The sequence below is a fragment of the Bartonella sp. AA83SXKL genome, from assembly GCF_042196965.1.
Taxonomy (GTDB): domain Bacteria; phylum Pseudomonadota; class Alphaproteobacteria; order Rhizobiales; family Rhizobiaceae; genus Bartonella.
In genome coordinates this window covers 463-716 of the sequence record NZ_JBHIRG010000183.1, presented here as the reverse complement: position 1 = coordinate 716, position 254 = coordinate 463, and the positions used below count along the sequence as shown (strand labels likewise).

General features: G+C 38.2%; 1 protein-coding gene. It reads left to right on the top strand.

What is annotated here, in order from left to right; genetic code table 11:
- On the top strand, positions 1–254 hold a 254-nt coding region (locus tag ACFINO_RS10480; protein ID WP_375655778.1), incomplete at both ends, for an ATP-binding cassette domain-containing protein.

Below are 254 nucleotides of genomic sequence, written 5' to 3'. Positions count from 1 at the left end.
TTCTCAAAGACATTAATTTTGAAGTCCCTGGAGGCAAAACGGTTGCAATTGTTGGTCCATCAGGTGCTGGTAAATCAACTATTTCTCGATTACTTTTCCGTTTTTACGATGTTGATGCAGGTTCTATCACAATTGATGGACAAGATATCCGTAATGTAACACAAAAAAGTTTGCGTGAAGCTATTGGTATGGTACCGCAGGACACAGTGTTATTTAATGATACAATTGCTTATAACATTTACTACGGGCGTCCA